Consider the following 15,894-nt stretch of genomic DNA (forward strand, 5'->3'; position numbering starts at 1 on the left):
CTTTAGTAAAGAAAAAGGCTCTCTGCTGAGAGCCTTTTTTTGCTATTAGATTTTCATAATTCCGCCCGTGCTTGCAGAAGTTACAAGTTTAGAATATCTTGCAAGATAGCCTTTTTTCACTTTTGGCTCAAAGCCTTTCCAGTTTGCTTTTCGTTCTGCCCAAACATCTGGAGAAACTTGAACATTCATCGAACGATCTTCAATGTCAATCACGATGTGATCGCCATCTTCGACAAATGCTAGCGGTCCGCCTTCAGCAGCTTCTGGAGACGCGTGGCCGATTGATAATCCACGTGAAGCGCCAGAGAAGCGTCCGTCTGTTAATAGTGCTACTTTTGCACCTAGTCCCATTCCCATAATTTGAGAAGTTGGAGCTAGCATTTCAGGCATTCCCGGTCCGCCTTTTGGTCCTTCATAACGAATGACTACAACATGTCCTTCTTTTACTTTTCCGTTCGCAATACCGTGCAGCGCCTCATCTTGAGACTCAAATACAATTGCTGGTCCTTCGTGGCGAGTAATGCCGTCTTGAACACCGCCTGTTTTAATGATCGCGCCGTCTGGAGCTAAGTTACCAAACAATACAGCAAGTCCGCCTTTTTCAGTGAACGGCTTATCGATTGGATGGATAACGTTATAGTCTTTTACATCGCATCCGGCAATGTTTTCACCTAGCGTTTTTCCAGTAACTGTCATCGTATCTAAATGAAGAGCCCCTTCTTTTTTAGATAGCTCGTTTAAAGCGGCTGATACGCCTCCTGCTTCGTGTAAGTCTTCAATAAATACATCAGAAGCCGGAGCCAGTTTTGCCAAGTGAGGCACGCGTTCTGCTACTTCATTAATACGCTCTAATGGGTACTCAATTTCAGCTTCATTCGCAAGAGCTAGCGTATGAAGAACTGTATTTGTAGAACCGCCTAACGCCATGTCCAAAGCAAACGCGTTGTCGATTGCTTTTTCTGTTACGATATCACGTGGTTTTAAATCTAATTTAATTAATTCCATAAGCTGTTTAGCTGATTTCTTAACGAATTCTCTACGTTCAGGAGCAACTGCTAAGATTGTACCATTTCCAGGTAAAGCAAGTCCTAACGCTTCAGCTAAGCAGTTCATTGAGTTCGCTGTAAACATCCCTGAACAAGATCCGCATGTCGGACAGCCGAATTGTTCTAATTCAAGTAATCCTTTATCATCAAGTTTACCAGCTTGATGAGCTCCTACGCCTTCAAATACTGAAGAAAGAGAAATCTTACGACCGTCGCTCGTTACGCCAGCCTTCATTGGTCCGCCGCTAACAAAAACTGTCGGAATATTCAGACGCAATGAAGCCATTAACATCCCAGGCGTGATTTTATCACAGTTTGGAATACATACCATTCCATCAAACCAGTGAGCAGATACTACCGTTTCAACTGAGTCAGCAATGATTTCACGACTTGGTAATGAATAGCGCATACCGATATGTCCCATCGCAATACCGTCATCTACCCCGATAGTGTTCATTTCAAAAGGTACGCCACCAGCTTCGCGAATCGCATCTTTTACGATTTTACCAAACTCTTGTAAGTGAACATGACCTGGTACAATATCAATATATGAATTGACAACCGCAATAAACGGTTTGCCGAAATCCTCTTCTTTTACACCAGCTGCACGCAGTAGGCTGCGGTGCGGTGCTCTGTCGAATCCTTTTTTGATCATGTTACTTCTTAATTCTGCCACAATAATTCCCTCCGTATTCATCTAACCTATTAAAAATTGAATCTTTTTAAATTGTTTAATAATTTTTAATATAAATACTAATTTAACAAATCACACAAAGGTTTGTAAAGGTTTATGACAAAATAATCATTTTTTATTTCAAAATAGTAAAATCACCTGTATAAATTAGTATAATATATACATATATCCCTTATTTTACAGGAAAGCAGAAGGTGGATGCTGAGCATGAAACAATCCTTTTACTACAGAGGTCATCAGGAAAAAGAAATATTTGCACAAAAATGGGATCTTGAAAACAATTCTGCAAAAGGCGTTGTTCAAATAGCCCATGGGATGGCCGAACATATTGGGCGCTACGAATACTTTGCTAATGTATTAACTCAACATGGCTACATCGTATATGGAAATGACCACCGAGGTCACGGTCAAACAGCTTTAAAAGATGAAGAAAAGCGTTTTTTTGCTGAAGAAAATGGTTTTGACACCGTAGTTTACGACATGATTGCTCTGACTAAGCACATTTCAATGGAACACTCCGGCTTACCAATCTTTCTTTTCGGTCACAGCATGGGTTCTTTTCTAACGAGAAGATATATTCAATTGAATACAGAGCACATTCATGGTGTGATGCTCTCAGGTACTGGCAGCATTCCTTCCCTTTCACTGAAGGGCGGCATATTAGCTGCGATAATAGAGAAAAAAAGAAAAGGATTACGATCTGCTAGTCCATTGCTTGACAAACTTTCTTTTGGACAGTATAACAAATCCTTTCATCCTGCTCGAACACCTTTTGATTGGTTAAGTCAAGATAATGAAGCTGTAGATTTATATGTAAATGACCCTTACTGCGGAGGAGTTTTCACAGCGGGATTTTTCTATGACTTATTAACAGGAATCAAACAAATCTCTAACTTAGCTAATATAAAGCTAGTACCATCAAACCTGCCTGTTTATTTAATATCTGGAGAACATGATCCAGTAGGCAGCTATACAAAAGGTGTACGCAAAGTGTATAACGACTTTAAAAAAGCCGGATTGCAGGACGTAAGCTATCGCTTTTTTACACAGTGCCGTCATGAGTTGCTTAATGAATTAAATAAAGATGAAGTGATAGACGACATACTAAATTGGCTTGACGTGCAAATGGACAAAAAAACGGTTCGTGTCTAAACACGAACCGTTTTTTTATTAAGCAAATACAGATGTTAATACAGGAACTACCTGCTTTTTACGTGATACAACGCCTTCTAAGACAGCTGTATTGTTTTCAAGCGTTACGTTGTATGCTTCTTCTACTTTTGAAGCAGCAGAACCTAGTGCTAATGCAGTAGAGTTGCTGTTTAAAATATCTGTAACAACTAAAAGGAATAATTGTAATCCTTTTTCTTCGATTGTTTTAGTAATAGCTTCTTCCAATTCAACTTTGCGCACTAAAACATCGTTTACATCAATTGCATTCACTTGTGCAATTTCTACTTTACTTGTACCCATGCTGAATTCTTTAGCATCTAATGAAATTAATTGTGAAGCTGTTTTATCGCCTAAGTCAGCTCCAGCTTTCAGCATTGCTAATCCGTACTCTTCTGCATCTACACCTGCAATTTCCGCTAATTCTTTAGCAGCTGCAACGTCTTGGTCTGTGCAAGTTGGTGATTTGAATAATAAAGAATCAGAAATGATAGCTGATAGCATAAGACCTGCGATGTTAGGTTCAATTTCTACGCCGTTTTCTTTATACATCTTGTTTAAGATCGTTGCCGTACATCCAACTGGCTCTGCACGATAGTATAAAGGATCTGCTGTTTCAAAGTTAGCAATACGGTGATGATCAATTACTTCAAGCACACGAACTTGATCAATATCGTTTGCACTTTGCTGACGTTCGTTGTGGTCCACCAAAATAACTTCATTTGTTTCTTTAGATACTTCATCAACGAAACGTGGTAGTTCAGCGTTGAACTTTTCAAGAGCAAATTGCGTTTCACCGTTAATATCGCCTAATCGAATTGGTTCAGCGTCTACACCTAATTTATTCTTTAAATCAGCGTATGCAATTGCAGAACAGATTGTATCTGTGTCAGGATTTTTATGCCCAAAAATTAACGTCTTTGCCATCTTAAATCTCTCTCCTTCTTACGTATGTAAATAGCATTCTTGCGTAAAGTTAGTTAATTCGTTCACGCAACATTGCCATTTTAACATAAACTTTTACATTATTTTAATTTTTTTGCGAAAAATGATGTTCATCCGCAGATATTTTGCCATTTTGTATCTTTTTCATAGTAAAAACACCTCTATTTCCGATATAAATAGAGGGTTTTATACGCTCATTATATAAAAGTTAGCGATAAAACACAACCCGCCTCTTCATCACTTGATAGCTAACTTAAACGCAGTATCTTGCCACTTTTGATAAAGAAAAAGTAAGGAAGCAGTGACTATTATTAAAGAGAAAATGTATTATTTTGTCCTTGTTTATATAAGATAACCTAAAAAAGCCCCCTTGTTAAAGGGCGCTTTTTTGGTTATCGTCGCAGTGTAAAGTTGAAATGTTCATTTACTTTAGCTCCTAGCTCTTCAAGAAACTGCTGGGCAGTCATTTCCTCTACGCTTTGAGTATACCAAGCAAGCTGAGATTTTTTATGAACATTGTTGTAATATACATCTCTTGACCAATATGTTTTTGATCGGTATGTATAATTAAAGTGAATGAATAGTTCACTCCCGTCTGGACACTGCAACAATACGCGGTAATGTGGATTACGACGATTTTTATCTAAACTCATTTCTTTGATCTGCGCTAACATTATTCACCTCTAAAGCCATTACTTAATCATTTAAAGGTAAATGCCACACCACGCTATGTCCTAGCTCTGCCATCAACTAGAAAATCATATATTTTCTAAAATTCTACACGATATAGGACAAAAGAGGAAGAGATAATTTATTGGTGGACGTGTAAAGTTTCATATAAATCTTTTAGCTGCTCAGGGTATTGAGACCTTACGTAATAACCCGTAGGACGGTGCTCGATTAAATGAGAAGCAAATAAATAGCCGATGAGTACGTGCATTTGTTCATCTGAGGCTTCTTGGTTTAATTCTCTTTCGAGTCGTTCAGCTAAGTGTGAAGCCAGCTGTTTAATTTTTTCATCATGTGATAAAAAAAGCATTTTGTTCTCCCCCTTATAACGAATAAGTAATGCTGTGAATTTCAATAAAGAAAAAGTATTGCTTATATAAGGATAATTATATTTTATTTTACAATAAAAGTATATAAATAGTTCTAAATATTCAAAAAATAACTTGTTTCTTTTGAACTATTCGGCAGCAAACAAAAAAAGAAGCGGGAGCTGTCCCGCTTCTTTTACGTAAAAAGATATTCGATTACCGAAATTTATTCTACTTCCACTGCCCAGCCGAATGGATCTTCCACTGTACCATTTTGAATACCTGTTAGAGTGTCATACAGTTTTTGTGATACTTCTCCCGTGTTTCCATCGTTAATGACCATTTTCTCGTTATTCCAAAATAGTTCGCCAATTGGAGAAATAACTGCAGCTGTACCTGTTCCAAATGCCTCTTCTAGTTTGCCTTCGGAATAAGCTTGCTTAATTTCTTCCATAGAAATACGGCGCTCAGTTACAGGCATATCCCAGTGTTTTAGCAGCTCAATGATAGATTTACGCGTAATTCCTTCCAAAATGCTTCCGTTCACAGATGGCGTTACTACTTCTCCATCGATTTTGAAGAAAATATTCATGCTTCCTACTTCTTCAATGTACTTGCGTTCAACTCCGTCTAACCACAGTACTTGTGAATAGCCTTTTGAGTCAGAAAGCTGCTGAGCTTTTAAGCTTGAAGCATAGTTTCCGCCTGTTTTAGCCGTTCCTGTCCCTCCGGCTACAGCACGAACAAATTCACTTTCAACCGCAATTTTTACAGGAGCAATCCCTTCTTTGTAATATGAACCAACTGGAGAAAGAATAATGATAAATTGATAGCGGTCAGATGGCGCTACGCCTAAGTAAGGCTCTGTTGCGATGACAAACGGGCGAATGTATAGTGATGTACCTTCAGCAGTAGGAATCCATTCGCGGTCAATTTTAATCAGCTGTTTTAACGCTTCTAGCGCTAAGTCTTCATCAACATGAGGAATACAAAGACGATCGTTTGATTTATTTAAACGTTTGAAGTTCTCATCTGGTCTAAATAATAATACTTGCTCTTTTTTTGTTACATATGCTTTTAGTCCTTCAAAAACAGACTGCCCGTAATGAAAGATCATGGATGCCGGATCTAATGTGATAGGTTGATAAGGTACAATACGAGCATCGTGCCATCCTTGGCCTTCTGTATAATCCATAATGAACATATGGTCCGTGAAGATTTTCCCGAATTGCAATTGATCAGATTGCGGCTTTTCTTTTTTTGTTTGACTTAGTGTTACATCGATTGAATAAGTTGTCATAGTTGTTTCTCCTTGCTCTTTATATTTACGGGTTTTTCGCTTAAACCTCTATATAAGTTACATTGTACAACTTTAGGGAAGCGTGTCACAATAGTTAGAGACGAAAAATTCTAAAAATTTTATGAAAATTATAAAGAAATAGCACCTAATCGAATTAAGTGCTGAATTGAAAAGGTTTTCTTTCTAAAAAAACTATTTCTACATTTTATTTACAACTATTTATAAACCAATTTTCACTCGAAGCTTTTCATCTTGTATTGAAAATTGTTTGATTTTCCCCACTGGAATGACCTTCACTTTATCAATTTCATTGAGATTGATATGAATTTGTTTTTCTTCATACGTAGTAACAGGCGGCTTGTGAAAAATTCGATAGTTGATCCAATTTTGATTAAGAGGTTTCATTTCATGGATTTTGAATAGAAGCGTACGTTCTTTTGCCTCAAGAGGTTCTAGTACAATGGAAAATGGAATTCTCACCAGAAATTTTTTAATAATTCCATTCACGTGAATATAGGAGTCTTGAAATGAAATAGAAAATTGCTGAATTTGATCTTGCTTTGTCATTTGCTTTTGAAAAATTCGCATGAGCATAGAAGCGGATATAGGAACGGTTACCCCACTTTCAGCCATCTTTTCTTTCATTTTTGCCTGCACATCATCACTAATTATATCGTTTAGCTTTCTCTGTACCCAATCCTTCATGGTGCACCTCCGCTATGAAGTTATCTTGCTGTTTCCTCTAACGCACGAATTGAAGCTGTTAAATGGTTTGACACGTCCTCAAGGCGATCCTTTGTCAGTTTATCTTCCCCAAGGTAGATAGGTTTTCCAAAGGAGATAACAATAGGAACCTTCGAAAATAGTTCTTTTACATTTGCAGGTCCTTTGTACACTACGGGTACAATAGGAACCTTTGCCATGCTCGCTATAGTGACTGCCCCTCTTTTCAGAGGAACGTCTTCCTCTGTTCGCGTGCCGCTAGGGAAAATCCCGACGATATGTCCTTCTTTTGCTAATTTAATAGGTATTTTAATGCTGCTGGGTCCCGGGTTGTTACGATCTACTGGGAATGCGTTGAGTTTTTTTAATACATTAATAGTGAGTATATGATTAAAAAGCTCCTTTTTTGCCATAAAATGAATTTGGTGAGGCAAAACAGCCGCACCAAGCGCTACAACGTCTACCCATCCCTTATGCGAACAAGCGATCACAAAACCCGTGTCTGTTGGTAAATGCTCTTTATTCCTTATGTAAAGCTTACCTCTTCTTTTTAATAAAAATTTACATACGTGAGCTGCAAGATTATACATACACATTTCCTCTTCTCTCTATTATTTGAAAATATATACAAAATTATATCACTTACTATTAAGAGTTGGTACTAAAACTAATGTAACATCTTTTTACACAATATCTTCACTGTTGCTCTCTATATTGTATAAAATTAGATATTATCCATTCTGTTTTTAGTCAACTTAACTAATGACATCCCTTAAAAAACATTTTACTATTAATGTATCATTTCAAATGTAATATTTATTAACATTACATGTGATATAATTAAAGGAGGTTTTTAGGTGGATAACCAAAATCGACCGTTTCGACTAGCTTCATTGGGATTACAGCACGTACTTGCTATGTATGCGGGTGCCATTCTCGTTCCGCTGATGGTGGGACGCGCCTTAAAACTGAATGCACATGACTTAGCCTATCTCGTAGCTATTGATTTACTAACATGCGGACTAGCTACGCTGCTGCAGGCATGGACGAACAGGTGGTTTGGGATTGGTCTTCCTGTTGTACTCGGAAGCTCATTTGTAGCGGTGACTCCTATGATTGCAATTGGAACTCAGTATGGAATTAGCGCTGTTTACGGAGCGATTATTGCCGGTGGTATTTTCATCGTCCTCGCAGCAAGTTTTTTAGGAAAAATTATTAAATTTTTCCCTCCCGTTGTCACCGGAACAGTTGTGACGATGATTGGTTTATCGCTTGTACCATCCGCTGTCCGAAATATGGCAGGAGGAGTGGGAAGCAAAGATTTTGGTTCTCTTTCTAATCTTCTTCTTTCTTTTGGTGTTCTAGCGCTTATTTTAATTTTAAATCGATTTTTCAGCGGTTTTCTTCGTTCTCTTTCTGTGTTGATTGGAATTGTAGCCGGAACAATAGCCGCTGTATTAATGGGAAAAGTTGATTTTACTAATTTTAATGAAGCTTCTTGGCTGCACGTTCCCACTCCTTTTTATTTTGGGATGCCCACTTTTGAAATCGGCCCTATTTTAACAATGATTCTCGTATGCTTGGTCATTATTATTGAGTCTACAGGCGTATTTTTAGCGTTAGGAAAGCTGTGTGATCGGGAATTAACGGAAAAGGATTTTACAAAAGGCTACCGTGCAGAAGGAATTGCCATTGTCCTTGGAGGGCTATTTAACGCTTTCCCTTACAATACATTCGCTCAGAATGTAGGACTGGTTCAATTATCGAAAGTAAAAACAAAAAATGTAGTGGTAGTAGCCGGCTTCATTCTCGTATTACTGGGGATTGTTCCGAAAATAGCTGCTTTTACAACCATTATTCCCACCCCTGTTTTAGGAGGAGCAATGGTTGTGTTGTTTGGTTTAGTTATTTCATCAGGCATCAAAATGCTAAGTGCTGTTGATTTGTCAAAACAAGAAAATTTGCTGATTATCGCATGCTCTCTTTCACTCGGCCTTGGCGTAACGATAGTGCCTGATTTATTCACTCAGCTCCCAAGTGCTTTGCGCGTGATTGTAAGTGATGGGGTTATTACGGGAAGTTTAGCTGCCATTTTATTAAATCTCTTTTTTAACGCATCAATTGAACGAAAAGTACCTTCTGTCTCTTTGGAGAAGACAGATTATTCAGAAATAAAATAAAGGTGGTGTAGTATGAATAACGTATCTGTGCAGTATGTAAATCAGCTTAGCAAGCAGCATTTTGTTTCACTAGTTGGTGATATATTTGAGCATTCACCTTGGGTTGCAGAAGAGGCTTATTCTAAAGGCCCTTTCTCTTCCGTTGAACAACTTCATGGCATGATGAAAAAAATTGTAGCGCAAGCGTCTGTAGAAAAACAGCTGAAGCTGCTGCAAGCTCACCCAAATCTAGGTGAAAATATTGCCATGACATCTGCTTCTACTGAAGAACAAACCAAAGCAGGCTTACAAAACTTAACGCAAGATGAGTATGAACAGTTTTCTTCTCTTAATGGAACGTATATGGAGAAGTTTCCGTTTCCTTTTATTTTAGCAGTACGAGGTAAACAAAAAGAAGATATCTACGAGGCAATGCAAAGTCGTTTACTAAATACCGAGCAAACGGAGTTTGATACAGCATTAGAAGAAGTATATAAAATTGCTTTCTTTCGCTTAACTGATAAAATCACCGAAGATAAGGAGGCAAAGAAACGAGCATGACTAAAATCACAACGCATATTTTAGATCTTACCCACGGATGTCCGGCTGCTTTTGTCAAAGTTGATTTTTATCATATTCAGTCGGAAAGTAAACGAATAAAAATTTCACACGGTACTACAAATGAAGACGGGAGGTTAGTAACTCCGCTCTTCTCTTCTGAAGAGTTTGAATCAGGAGATTACGAACTTCTGTTTCATATTGGGGAATATTATAAAAAACAAGAGGTCCAAACAACAAATCCGCCCTTTTTAAATCAAGTTTCTGTTCGAGTCGGATTGTCTTCTGAACAAGAACATTATCACGTCCCTTTGCTTGTGTCACCGTGGGGATACCAAATTTATAGAGGAAGTTAAAAAAAGAAACGGCGTCTTTAAACGTCGTTTCTTTTTTAGTTCAGCAATTTAGACATATAGTACTCATCAATGAACAAACCGCCAATTCGCAGTGAATGTTTTTTTGTTCCTTCAATTTCGAATCCTACTTTGTCATATAAAGAAAGAGCCTTTTCATGCTGTATAGCGACTGTAAGTTCAAGACGATGAATATGGTGTTCTCTCGCCCATTCTTCAAGTGCACCGATTAAAGCCGTCCCAATCCCTTTATTTTGAAACGTCTTTCGAATGCCTAATGTCAAAGAAGCGATGTGAGCGTTTCGGTTAGCTTCACCCCCTGTTGCAGCTATATATCCCACAAGCATCTCGCTTTCTTCTGCGACAATAATCGTAGAGTTTGGCTGTTGCTTAAAGATTTCGATGTTTTTCTCCTGCTGATCTGTACTCAGCTTTCGCTCTCCGCTTTCAAACAGCATAAACTTACTTTCTTCTTCAATCTGTTTAAGCAAATCTACAAAGTTTGCAGCATCATGTAATTCTAGTTCTCTAATTTCCATGCTGATCCCCCTTTTTCTGTGTCCCTTTTGTTTGTATATGTATTGGTTCACCTTTATAAAATATAGCTTTACAGTTTCTTACGGAAAATACGACTTTTTAAGAAGTGGAGGTAGAACAAAAAACCTACTAATCTCCTTGTTTTGAAATGCTTTTTTCCTTTGTATAATTTTAAATCACTTATCAACTTCTGTAAATTCTTTAGATTTCCTCTTTTAATTTCCATTTATCTTCCTTTTCTATAGGTTTGATTTTGATCTAAGGAGACCTTTTATAGAAAACGTATGACTATTATCCTGTTTTTTGTGAAGAAAGAAAGCAATAAATGTAATTTCACTTGTAATCGTTTAGAATAGAAAAAGTGGAAATTTTATGTGCCTATCCTCCTTAATTATTGGTCTGCGAAAGGAAATTATTATGAAAGTACAACCCGCAAAATGTGGTGTATATGTCTTAAGCGGTCTAGGAGCTGTTATAGTGTTCTTCTTACTTTTACTTAAGAATAGTGCTTTCTTTCTAGAGGAAGAATACGATCAAAACAAACCTGAAGCTGCGCTTGCGGTCAACGAACATACCTATCACCTTCACAAAGGTTCTATTAACTGGTCAAACGGCCGTTCAACAACAAAAAAAGAAATAAATGTATATGATTTATATACATACATATCGCAGCAAGAAAGTATCCCATTGCAGCAGCAACAATCAGTTAAGCTCCATTTTTCGAACTTAGACGGTGCTTATATTCGTAGTGTGAGTGTGCATATATGGAGAGATAACGGTGAAAAAACCAAGCTGTTTGTCAAAAATAATGAGTTTAAGGTTCCTAAAAATCAAGGTTTGTACGTTGTTGATATTGCGATTAACTCTACAAGAGGAACAATGCAATATGCGGCAAATGTGCAAATACAGTAAGTTTTATATATATTTACGTTTGGTCGAGAAAATCAGATAAGAAAACTCTTGTTGCAAGCAGGAAACGATGTGCGGAATAAAAAAGAAGTATTAAAAACATAGTGAAAGCATTCAAATAAAAGTCCTTAACTCTTTCAGAAAATAATCCCACAAAAAAAGAGAGCGCTAGCGCTCTCTTTTTTATAAAATGAAAAAGACGTCCACGCAGGACGTCTTTGATGCGTTTGTGGCGGGGACCGTGTGACCACATTCACACGTTTAGCTCGAAAGCATGTCCTTCGACTTACACAAATTAGCTCATCGCTTTATTAATATAACATCCGCCACAGAAAAAAGCAATCAATTTTTAAATAGTTTTTTCTATTTATACATATTTCACGAGAATCCACAAAATAATATGCATGCGTAGCTATTCACTCTCTACATTTTCAGTCTATTCTAACTCATGTACGAATATACTAATAGACCAACCTATGCGCAGTTTTTGAAAAAGGATGTGAATAGCTTGTTTCAAATCACTGATTTCCCTGAATTTTCATGGTCGTACTCCAGACATAAAATGGTCGCAGCGTGCAAACGAAAGTATGCCTATCATTATTATGTCTCACATAACGGATGGCTTGACAGCGCTTCTGCTCAGTCTCAGAGCGCTTATCGTCTAAAAAAGGTTTCCACTTTATCTATGTACGCCGGACAAGCCGTTCGTCAAGTGATTACAGAGGCCATTTCTGACTATACCTCTACACAGATTGTTCCGGATGAACAGAGCTTAACGGAGAAAGCGCAGCAGCTACTAAATAACGCACTGCGTGATTCTACTGACTATGGAGAGCTTTGGTATCATAAGCCCGCTCAGTATAAGATGCTTTTAGAATTCTACGAAAACGGCTATATTTCTAAAAAAGATCTTAAAGACATGCAAAAAAGGGTACACATTTGTGTACATCACTTTTTACAAAGTAAATCGTTTGGCGACATCGTATCTTCACCTTTTTTAGAAGTGGAGCCCCATCAGTCGTTTCGTTCTATAAATGTGTATGATCATAAAGTATATGCGCCTTTTCATTCTCTTTTTAAAAATCCAGTCACAGACGAATTTACGATTGTTGATTGGAAAACAAGTAAACAAACAAAAGATGATTTGTTTCAACTGGCGATATACGCCCTCTATGTGCTAGCCGAATATAATATTTCCGTGGATCAGATAAAAGTCCGGAACGAATACTTGCTTTCAGGCAGTGCCCGTACGTATCAGCTTACTCTTCACGAAATTGAAGCTGTTCTTCAGCAAGTTGATGCAAGCATTGATTATATGAAAACGTTTTTGGAAGACTCAGAGGTAAATCAGCCGCTTCCGCTTGAGCATTTCCCTCAAACAGATACGCCTGCCTCTTGTCACGGCTGTGCATTTAAAGAATTGTGCCAAACGGGATAAAAAACAGCTGAAGATGATCTATATTTTTTGCTAAACTTTTTTATTGTCAAAAGAACCTTTGCTAGCATATAATTTGCATTAAGGAAACATTTTATACTTCATATAAAAAAATTAGCTTGGGCTATTTATTGTTCATCAAAGAAAGGAGCACTAGACATGAAAGATCAAAACGGCAGTAAAGCATTATCAGCTATGCAGCTAAGTGCTCAAGACGTATTGTCGGGTAAAACAAAAGGAATTAAGCGATTATTACCTTTCTTAGGGCCTGCTTTTATCGCAGCGGTTGCTTATATTGATCCAGGTAATTTTGCTACTAACATTGCAGCAGGCTCTCAATACGGATACATGTTGCTTTGGGTTGTATTAATTTCTAACTTAATGGCTGTCTTAATTCAATCGTTATCAGCTAAATTAGGGATTGCAACGGGCTTGAATTTACCCGAGATAGCACAGGAACACTTCCCGTCCTTCGTTTCTTTTGGGCTTTGGATACAAGGGGAATTGGTCATTATGGCGACGGATTTAGCAGAATTTATCGGGGCTGCTCTTGGAATTTATTTATTATTTCATATTCCTTTGTTCCCAGCTGCACTTATCGCAGCGGTAGGCTCTTTTGCTATTTTAGAGTTACAAAGACGAGGTGTTCGACTGCTAGAAGCAGCGATTGCGGCGATGGTTTTTATTGTGGTATTAGCTTTTGGGACTCAAATGTTTCTTGCGCATCCAGACGGTGCAAGTGTTGTCCACGGCTTATTTGTCCCTCAGTTTCACGGGACAGACAGCGTGCTGTTAGCTTCTGGGATTTTAGGCGCTACAGTTATGCCACACGCAATTTATTTGCACTCAGCTCTTACGCAGCGCCGCGTGGTAGGAACTACAGAATCGGAGAAAAAAGCGATTTTCCGCTTTGAATTTATTGATATTGTGATTGCCATGATTATCGCTGGCGCAATTAATGCAAGCATGCTGATTGTCGCAGCCGCTCTATTCTTTAAAAACGGACTAAACGTGCAAGATTTGGACGTGGCTTTTACACAATTTGAACATTTAATTGGTCCCTTTGCAGCTATTGCTTTCGGAGTTGGATTATTATCTTCAGGACTTTCAAGTTCTTCGGTCGGAACAATGTCTGGAGATGTCATCATGCAAGGATTTATTAAACGCAGAATTCCTTTATATCTTCGCCGGTTCATTACAATTATTCCACCGCTTTTGATTATTGGGTTTGGCGTAAATCCAACAAGTGCACTAGTTGTCAGTCAAGTTATTTTATCGTTCGGAATTGCATTTGCGCTCGTTCCTCTTATCATGTTTACAAGCAACAAAAAAATCATGGGCGGATTAGTTAATCATAAAGCTACAACGGCTGTAGCTTGGGTGATAGCAGCATTAGTTGTTTGTTTAAATATCTTTTTGATTTACCAAACATTCGCATAGTAAATAAATCAAACTTTCAAGAAAAAACAAAAAAGAGACCCTGAAAAGTTAGATATAGTCTAACAATTGGGTCTCTTTTTTATTATTTTTTTATTAAACGATAGTAAAAATGAAGTAGACGAGAGTTCCAATAATGGCCGACAGTACTAAGCAACCCAGTGGATATAAATAAGAATAGTTTTCTTTACGGATTGAAAGAAGGCGATCCACAATAAAAATAAGAATGACGCCCAGCATTCCGAATTCAAACATTAACAACCCAAAAATGGCGTGAAATATGAATGACATGATAAAATCAATTTTTTTACTACGGTCTTTTACAAAAGCATTGACTAATAAATCAACGATAACCGTGCCTAACGTCCCCATTATTAAAAAGAAGGGTGTAAAAAATAAAAGGTATAAAGGAAATAAATCAATGAAATTCGGACTGGTTTTTTTTATAGAAAAATTAGGAATTGATTCTTTTATACCTGGCATAAAACAAAAAAGTAAAGTAAAAAGAAACGCAGCTATAATGGCGGCTGATAGCTTTCTATTTAAATGCATGTTTATTTTTTTATTACTAAATTCAGTAGTTGTTTTTGTATGTTTATGATTCATATGTCTTTAACGTGATGTACGCACCTTTTCCTTTCTCATAACTTTTTTATTTATATTTTATGTCTATCTTTTGGTACCAGCAGTTACAATGATACACGTTCTTTTTGAACTTGACTACACTAACGCGTTTTATGTCTATTCTCTTTTTCTTTTTATGTCTATCGTTTGCTCTTTCTATGAGAAACAAGATAGTTTTACAAAAAAACGCCTTCTTTTTCTATACAACAAAAGATAGGCGTTTTTTTCTGTATGTAATTAATAATCTTGTTTGGCTTCTTCAAACTTAAACACATCTGCTCGTTCTGATTGCTGTGTAATTAACAGGTTATACGTATGGTTGGCCTTTTTTGGAATTTTAAATGCAACATCGAGGTTAAGTGGTTCATCGTCAGATAGTGACGGTGATGAAAAAGCTGTCCACAGGGTGTGCGGGGTTTCTGTCGATAAATTTCCTCCATCAGACGGTTCGTAGGTTTGATAAGTTGCTGTGTCTTGTAATGTAAACGTTGTGTCGTTTAATACTACAGCCGAATGTTCATTAGGTGTTCGCTGAAACTGAACGGATACGACAATGTACTGGGTGTTTACTTGTTTAGCTCCTTTAACAGGATAAAATTGCGCATCCGTTGTGGACACATAATATTGACCGTGTTTTGATCGTTCTCCAAATGCTAATCGATCATCGGTTTCATCTTCTTGAGCTACCTGACTTACAGGGACCATCGTTTCATCTGTTGCTGAAATGGTATCTGCTCCCGGGGCATGTTTAGGTTGAGGGGTTTTGTAAGTGACGTGAGTATCGCTTTGTTTGTCTTCACAAGCGGCGAGACTTGTGAACAAAACAGCCGCTACAAGGCTTCTGGTAACTATTTTCTTCATGTTATTCCTCCAATGACTAGTCTATATACTATGCTACATGGTATTTACCTGGTAATCAAGGATAAGATTGGTACAACGTGAATGAGATCAGTGAGATTTGGAACGG

Annotated in this window: 17 protein-coding genes; 7 read left to right on the forward strand and 10 right to left on the reverse strand. The window is 37.5% G+C overall.

What is annotated here, in order from left to right; translation table 11 throughout:
- Nucleotides 1-45 precede the first annotated feature (45 nt).
- On the reverse strand, nt 46-1,722 hold the full coding sequence (gene ilvD, locus AC1D0Y_RS21120) for a dihydroxy-acid dehydratase (protein ID WP_028408385.1): 1,677 nt from the start codon (nt 1,720-1,722) through the stop codon (nt 46-48).
- Between the two features lie 225 nt (nt 1,723-1,947).
- On the opposite strand from ilvD, the gene AC1D0Y_RS21125 reads away from it, so the two are divergent.
- On the forward strand, nt 1,948-2,892 hold the full coding sequence (locus AC1D0Y_RS21125; protein WP_060745533.1) for an alpha/beta hydrolase: 945 nt from the start codon (nt 1,948-1,950) through the stop codon (nt 2,890-2,892).
- Nucleotides 2,893-2,910: 18 nt separating this feature from the next.
- Here AC1D0Y_RS21125 and AC1D0Y_RS21130 read toward each other — a convergent pair whose 3' ends face one another.
- The 6 genes from AC1D0Y_RS21130 to AC1D0Y_RS21155 all read right to left on the reverse strand — a co-directional run bounded on the left by AC1D0Y_RS21130 (nt 2,911) and on the right by AC1D0Y_RS21155 (nt 7,505).
- Nucleotides 2,911-3,837 carry a manganese-dependent inorganic pyrophosphatase gene (locus AC1D0Y_RS21130; protein ID WP_014459925.1) on the reverse strand — a complete coding sequence of 309 codons (927 nt, stop codon included), beginning with the start codon at nt 3,835-3,837 and terminating at the stop codon, nt 2,911-2,913.
- Between the two features lie 410 nt (nt 3,838-4,247).
- Nucleotides 4,248-4,529: a hypothetical protein gene (locus tag AC1D0Y_RS21135; protein ID WP_028408383.1), complete on the reverse strand. Its 282-nt coding sequence runs from the start codon at nt 4,527-4,529 to the stop codon at nt 4,248-4,250.
- A gap of 137 nt (nt 4,530-4,666) precedes the next feature.
- Entirely contained in the window at nt 4,667-4,894 is a 228-nt protein-coding gene (locus tag AC1D0Y_RS21140; protein ID WP_060745532.1) for a hypothetical protein, read from the reverse strand.
- A 224-nt stretch (nt 4,895-5,118) separates the two neighbouring features.
- The gene (locus AC1D0Y_RS21145; protein ID WP_028408381.1) at nt 5,119-6,192 is read right to left on the reverse strand and encodes a branched-chain amino acid aminotransferase; all 1,074 of its coding nucleotides are present in this window, start codon (nt 6,190-6,192) and stop codon (nt 5,119-5,121) included.
- Between the two features lie 219 nt (nt 6,193-6,411).
- Entirely contained in the window at nt 6,412-6,897 is a 486-nt protein-coding gene (locus tag AC1D0Y_RS21150) for a hypothetical protein (RefSeq protein WP_477707887.1), read from the reverse strand.
- Between the two features lie 20 nt (nt 6,898-6,917).
- Nucleotides 6,918-7,505 (reverse strand): lysophospholipid acyltransferase family protein, encoded by a 588-nt coding sequence (locus tag AC1D0Y_RS21155; protein ID WP_060745531.1) that lies wholly within the window; start codon nt 7,503-7,505, stop codon nt 6,918-6,920.
- A 267-nt stretch (nt 7,506-7,772) separates the two neighbouring features.
- Here AC1D0Y_RS21155 and AC1D0Y_RS21160 point away from each other — a divergent pair, with 267 nt between their 5' ends.
- From AC1D0Y_RS21160 to uraH, 3 genes are read left to right on the forward strand one after another with little or no spacing between them, the layout of a single operon-like run.
- On the forward strand, nt 7,773-9,095 hold the full coding sequence (locus AC1D0Y_RS21160; protein WP_060745530.1) for a nucleobase:cation symporter-2 family protein: 1,323 nt from the start codon (nt 7,773-7,775) through the stop codon (nt 9,093-9,095).
- Between the two features lie 12 nt (nt 9,096-9,107).
- The gene (uraD, locus tag AC1D0Y_RS21165; protein WP_028408378.1) at nt 9,108-9,635 is read left to right on the forward strand and encodes a 2-oxo-4-hydroxy-4-carboxy-5-ureidoimidazoline decarboxylase; all 528 of its coding nucleotides are present in this window, start codon (nt 9,108-9,110) and stop codon (nt 9,633-9,635) included.
- Nucleotides 9,632-9,988 carry a hydroxyisourate hydrolase gene (gene uraH, locus AC1D0Y_RS21170; protein ID WP_028408377.1) on the forward strand — a complete coding sequence of 119 codons (357 nt, stop codon included), beginning with the start codon at nt 9,632-9,634 and terminating at the stop codon, nt 9,986-9,988. Before uraD ends, uraH begins: the two co-directional genes overlap by 4 nt.
- Nucleotides 9,989-10,023: 35 nt before the next feature.
- Here uraH and AC1D0Y_RS21175 read toward each other — a convergent pair whose 3' ends face one another.
- Nucleotides 10,024-10,524 (reverse strand): GNAT family N-acetyltransferase, encoded by a 501-nt coding sequence (locus tag AC1D0Y_RS21175; protein WP_028408376.1) that lies wholly within the window; start codon nt 10,522-10,524, stop codon nt 10,024-10,026.
- Nucleotides 10,525-10,939: 415 nt separating this feature from the next.
- Between AC1D0Y_RS21175 and AC1D0Y_RS21180 the strand changes: the two genes are divergently transcribed.
- The 3 genes from AC1D0Y_RS21180 to AC1D0Y_RS21190 all read left to right on the forward strand — a co-directional run bounded on the left by AC1D0Y_RS21180 (nt 10,940) and on the right by AC1D0Y_RS21190 (nt 14,306).
- Complete coding sequence (locus AC1D0Y_RS21180) at nt 10,940-11,434, forward strand: hypothetical protein (protein ID WP_028408375.1); 495 nt, start codon at nt 10,940-10,942, stop codon at nt 11,432-11,434.
- Between the two features lie 496 nt (nt 11,435-11,930).
- Nucleotides 11,931-12,869, forward strand: coding sequence for a PD-(D/E)XK nuclease family protein (locus AC1D0Y_RS21185; RefSeq protein ID WP_253352958.1), 939 nt, complete (start codon nt 11,931-11,933; stop codon nt 12,867-12,869).
- Between the two features lie 156 nt (nt 12,870-13,025).
- Nucleotides 13,026-14,306 (forward strand): Nramp family divalent metal transporter, encoded by a 1,281-nt coding sequence (locus AC1D0Y_RS21190; protein ID WP_060745528.1) that lies wholly within the window; start codon nt 13,026-13,028, stop codon nt 14,304-14,306.
- A gap of 93 nt (nt 14,307-14,399) precedes the next feature.
- On the opposite strand, the gene AC1D0Y_RS21195 is transcribed toward AC1D0Y_RS21190, so the two are convergent.
- A complete protein-coding gene (locus AC1D0Y_RS21195; protein WP_060745527.1) occupies nt 14,400-14,909 on the reverse strand; it encodes a hypothetical protein in 510 nt (169 codons plus the stop codon).
- 255 nt (nt 14,910-15,164) lie between these two features.
- Entirely contained in the window at nt 15,165-15,788 is a 624-nt protein-coding gene (locus AC1D0Y_RS21200) for a hypothetical protein (protein ID WP_060745526.1), read from the reverse strand.
- Nucleotides 15,789-15,894: the final 106 nt, after the last annotated feature.

This window comes from Priestia sp. P1_B12_1 (genome assembly GCF_056406695.1).